Genomic DNA, 1603 nt, shown 5'->3' with positions numbered 1-1603 from the left:
GACCTTGAGAACATAGTGACCCTCGCGGAACGCCGGGAGCAGCTCGCCGCCGAACGCCATAAGGCCCAGCGCGCCGATGAGGCTGGTGACGATTGTCGCTCCGATTACAGCCTGCGGTCGATCGCACAGCCGTTCCAGCTGCGCGCGATGCCAGGCCTTGGCCCGCGCCAATGCGCGCGGTTCCTCGTGCGGGGTCATCCTGCCGAGCAGCAGTACAGCGAGCGCCGGTGTCACAGTCAGGGCAACAACAAGCGAGGCGAGGACCGCAAGCAGGAACGAGAGCGCGAGCGGCGAGAAGAAGGCGCCTTGCAATCCAGTCAGGAACAGGATCGGCGCGATGGTGAAAGCCAGCAGATAGGTGGCATAAACCACCGGTGCGCGGACCTCGACGGTGGCATTGGCGATGATCGCTGCGCGATCGGCGGCACCTGCGCTGCGCAATCGGCGGACGATATTTTCGACGCCGACCACCGCATCGTCGACCACCACACCCAGCGAGACGGTCAGCCCGCCGAGCGTCATGGTGTTGATCGTCCCCCCCAGCTTGTCGAGCACGATCAGCGCGGCCAGTAGAGACAGGGGGATCGAGAGAAACGCAATCAGCGCTGTGCGCAGGTCGCGCAGGAAGGCGAACAGCACGAGCGCAATCATCAGTGCGCCGACGATCAGATCCTTCGACATGCCCGACAGGGCAACTTCGATGAAGTTGGCGGGCCGGTGCAGCGCCGGGTAGAGCTTAATGCCCTGAGCATCGAGCGTCGGCTTGAGTTCTTCCAGCGTCGCCGCGACGGCGCGGCTGGCCTCAAGGGTGTTGGCCCCGTATTGGCTCGACATGGAAACGAGCACGCCAGGCTTGCCCATGATTAGCGCATCGCCGAACTGCGGTGCGGGCACGAGCACGACATCGGCCACTTCGCGCAGCGCCACCGCCGTGCCATTGCCGCTCGGCACCAGTGCCGCTCGGAGCTTGGCGGCGTCGATCGCGCCATTGCCCGGCTGAATCAGAATGCGCTGGTTGGTCGTCTCGGCAAAGCCCCCGCCGCGAACCGTGGTCAGTGCAGCAATCGCCGAATTGACCTCGGCGAGCGAGATGTTGCGCGCGACAAGCTGCGAGGGCTTGATCCGGACCTCGTAGCGCGATGGGGCGGCGCCATAGACCACTGCGCCTGCGACGCCTTTGGTAGCCAGCAGCCTTGGCCGTATGGTCCAGTCGGCCAGCGCGCGAAGTTGGCGCTGGTCGAGCTTGTCGCTGGTCAATCCGATCTTGAGGAGGTCCATCGTCGAAGAGGTCAGTGGCGACAGCGCGGGCGGCGATACGCCGCTGGGCAGCTTACCCGAAACGCTGCCCAGCGCCTCGGCAATAATCTGGCGCGCGCGCAAGGGTTCCGAGCCTTCAGTAAAGACCACGCGGATCACCGAAAGCCCCTGCGCCGATTCCGAGCTGACGCTCTCAACGCCGTTGGCCCCGTTGATGGCATTCTCGATCGGGCGGGTAACCAGTGCCTCGACTTGCTCGGCTACAAGCCCCGGAGCTTCGGTCTGGACCGTGACCTGGGCCGGAACGAACTCGGGAAACACATCGTAGCGCGCACGATCGACTACG

The 1603-nt window shown here is 65.0% G+C and carries 1 protein-coding gene; it reads right to left on the bottom strand.

The features are described 5' to 3' along the window. On the bottom strand, window positions 1-1603 hold a 1603-nt coding region (locus ACFFF7_RS13385; protein WP_379481867.1), incomplete at both ends, for an efflux RND transporter permease subunit.

Source organism: Novosphingobium aquiterrae (assembly GCF_042434435.1).
Taxonomy (GTDB): Bacteria; Pseudomonadota; Alphaproteobacteria; order Sphingomonadales; family Sphingomonadaceae; genus Novosphingobium; species Novosphingobium aquiterrae.
Note: the sequence above shows the minus strand (reverse complement) of the source record. Positions and strands in the feature narration are given on the sequence as shown.